The sequence below is a fragment of the Streptomyces spongiae genome, from assembly GCF_009377185.1.
Lineage (GTDB): Bacteria > Actinomycetota > Actinomycetes > Streptomycetales > Streptomycetaceae > Streptomyces > Streptomyces spongiae.
The window spans coordinates 1-2937 of sequence record NZ_VJZC01000870.1 but is presented as its reverse complement, the minus strand read 5'-3'; the positions used below and the strand labels follow the sequence as shown (position 1 = coordinate 2937).

The following is a 2937-nucleotide window of genomic DNA, read 5'->3' as shown; positions in this document are numbered from 1 at the left end:
CCCCTGGCGGAACTACGACCCCTGGGCGGTCGCCCCCGGGCCGCTGCAGCAGAACGGTGCCGCGGTGCCGAGCGGGGACCAGCGGCGCGGGCGGACGCGGAAGGCCCTCGTCCTGGGCGCCGTGGTGCTCGCGCTCGCCTCCGGCGGGATCGGCGGAGCCGTCGGCGCGTACCTGGAGCGGAGCGGCGGGATCGGGGGCGTCGAGCTGCCCCAGACCGCGGACGGCGCCAAGGGCCGCGCGCCCGACAGCGTCGCCGGGATCGCCGCCAGCGCGCTGCCCAGCGTGGTCACCCTGCATGTGAGCGGCGCGGAAGCGCAGGGTACCGGCACCGGATTCGTACTCGACGGGCGAGGGCACATCCTCACCAACAACCACGTCGTCGAGCCCGCCGGAGACGACGGCCAGATCTCCGTGACCTTCAGCGGGGGCGAGACCGCCAAGGCCACGATCGTCGGCAAGGACAGTGGCTACGACCTCGCGGTGGTCAAGGTCTCGGGCGTCAGCGGGCTCAAGCCGCTGCCCCTCGGCAACTCCGACGACGTCCAGGTCGGCGACCCCGTCGTCGCCATCGGCGCCCCCTTCGACCTGGCCAACACCGTCACCTCGGGCATCATCAGCGCCAAGGAGCGGCCCATCACCGCGGGCGGAGAGGAAGGCGACGGGAGCGACATGTCGTACGTGGACGCGCTCCAGACAGACGCCCCGATCAACCCGGGCAACTCCGGTGGCCCGCTCGTCGACGCGAGCGCCCGTGTGATCGGCATCAACAGCGCCATCCGCTCCGCCGGCAACGGCTCCGACCTGGAGGGCGGACAGGCCGGTTCGATAGGACTCGGCTTCGCCATCCCCATCAACCAGGGCAAGCGCGTCGCCGAGGAACTGATCAACACGGGCAGGGCGACCCACCCCGTCATCGGCGTCACGCTCGACATGGACTACGCCGGGGACGGCGCCCGGGTCGGCACCGAGAGCAACAGCGGCGGGCCTCCGGTCAACGCCGGAGGCCCAGGGGACAAGGCCGGCATCAAGGCGGGCGACCTCATCACCGAGGTCGACGGCCAGCGCATCCACTCCGGCGAGGAGCTCATCGTCAAGATCCGCGCCCACCGCCCCGGCGACCGGCTGGAGCTCACCGTCCAGAGCGACGGCCGGACCAGGAAGATCACCCTGACTCTCGGCTCCTCCGGCGGCTGAGCGGTCCGGGCACGATTTGACAGCAACTTCACAGCACATGCCCCCGAACCGCCTCTGAACGGCAAACTTCGCGGAAAACCGGCCCTGTACACGAATCCCGGAGCGCCGCGGCAGTACCGGACGGACAGGAACGCCGGGTACCGTGGACCCGGCCCGGACCACGGAAGACACCACGGAACGACCGCCGAGGGCCGATGGACAGGGCCGAGGACTCGCAAGGAGCTTCAGGTGTTCAATGACATAGGACCGCTCGAGCTGGTGACGCTCGTTGTCCTCGCCGTGCTCGTCTTCGGCCCGGAGAAGCTCCCGAAGATGATCCAGGATGTCACGCGCACCATCCGCAAGATCCGCGACTTCTCCGAGAGCGCCAAGCAGGACATCCGGCAGGAGCTCGGCCCGGAGTTCAAGGACTTCGAGTTCGAGGACCTGAACCCCAAGACGTTCATCCGCAAGCAGCTGGACAACGACGAGCTGGGCCTCAAGGAGATCCGCAACGGCTTCGACCTGAAGAAGGAGATGGCCGAGGTCACGGACGCGGTGCACAGCCGTGAGTCCGAGACGTCCGCGGGCTCCTCCACCGGGTCCGGCAGCGGCGGCGGCTCCGTCGACATGACCAAGAAGCCCGAGAAGCCCCAGTCGGACGAGCGGCCGCCGTTCGACGCTGACGCCACGTAGGCGCTCCGCTTCGGGTGCCGGGGTGGGCGCCGTTTTGGTGCGGTGCCGTTGTCGGGTGCGGGTTCGTTGTGGCTTGTCGCGCAGTTCCCCGCGCCCCTTACGGGGCGCCCCGCGTGATGCTGGACCCGACTCGAACGCACCCTGACGCCCCGGCCGGATTCACTGCTGTTCGGAGCGCTGTGGCTATGCTGCCGAGTTGATGTGCGGACCGTATGAGTGTGAGCGACGACGCCCGAGGGGGGCGGGCCGCTCCGGTCCGACGAGAGCAAGGAGGCGTCCGGGCACATGGAGACGACGAGTCGGGTAGACGCACAGGCGTCGGCCGCGGAGGACGGACAACCGGTCCCCTCCGACCGGCGCACGGTCGACGGCTACCTGCTGGCGCCCTTCCCGTGGTACGGCCTCGACGAGGCCTTCACGGGACCGCGCCGGTTGATGAAGGTGGGTACGGCGGCCGACGGCGCCGTCGAACACGGATCGATCGGGCACGGCGACGAACCCTCGATCCGCAATGAGGGCTCCGGCGAGGACGGAAAGGAGCGCTTCGCCATCGTGGTCACGGTCGCCGCGAACCCCGTACGGCGCAGCGCGGACGGCACGGGGGTCCTGGAGGCCAACTCGGTCTCCTCGGCCGCCTGGCTGGCCGGTGTGGGGCTGCTGACCGTCACCTGGCCCAGCCAGATGGACCACACCCTGCGGGACGACTGGCTGGACCAGCAGACCGAGACGGCGTGGGTCCTCGCGGACGACCTGGCCGGTCCTGACTGGTCGACGCTGTCGCTGCCGGTGGACGGGGTGCCGACGCCGTTCCACTACCGGGAGTCCGAGTTCGGGTGGGTGCTCGCGGGCTCCACGCCGGAGGGCGTCCACGTGGGTGCGTACGGCAGAGGGATGAGTGCGTACGGGCTGGGCTTCGCTGTGATCAAGGACATCGGGGCGTACGCGTAGCCTGCGGCGCTCAGCCGGGAGGGGCGCCGTTTGGGTGCGGCGCCTCCTTCGGGTGCGGGTGGTCGTGGGTTGCTCGCGCAGTTCCCCGCGCCCCTGAAGGGCCGGGCGCGCCCCTGAAG

Annotated in this window: 3 protein-coding genes; all 3 read left to right on the top strand. The window is 70.5% G+C overall.

What is annotated here, in order from left to right:
• Positions 1–1195, top strand: a 1195-nt coding sequence (locus tag FNH08_RS48035) for a S1C family serine protease (RefSeq protein ID WP_152778203.1), incomplete at its 5' end; no start/stop codon positions are given.
• A gap of 228 nt (positions 1196–1423) precedes the next feature.
• Positions 1424–1870 (top strand): sec-independent translocase, encoded by a 447-nt coding sequence (locus FNH08_RS48030; protein WP_322726604.1) that lies wholly within the window; start codon positions 1424–1426, stop codon positions 1868–1870.
• A 285-nt stretch (positions 1871–2155) separates the two neighbouring features.
• Positions 2156–2818 carry a hypothetical protein gene (locus FNH08_RS48025; RefSeq protein ID WP_152778201.1) on the top strand — a complete coding sequence of 221 codons (663 nt, stop codon included), beginning with the start codon at positions 2156–2158 and terminating at the stop codon, positions 2816–2818.
• Positions 2819–2937 lie beyond the last annotated feature (119 nt).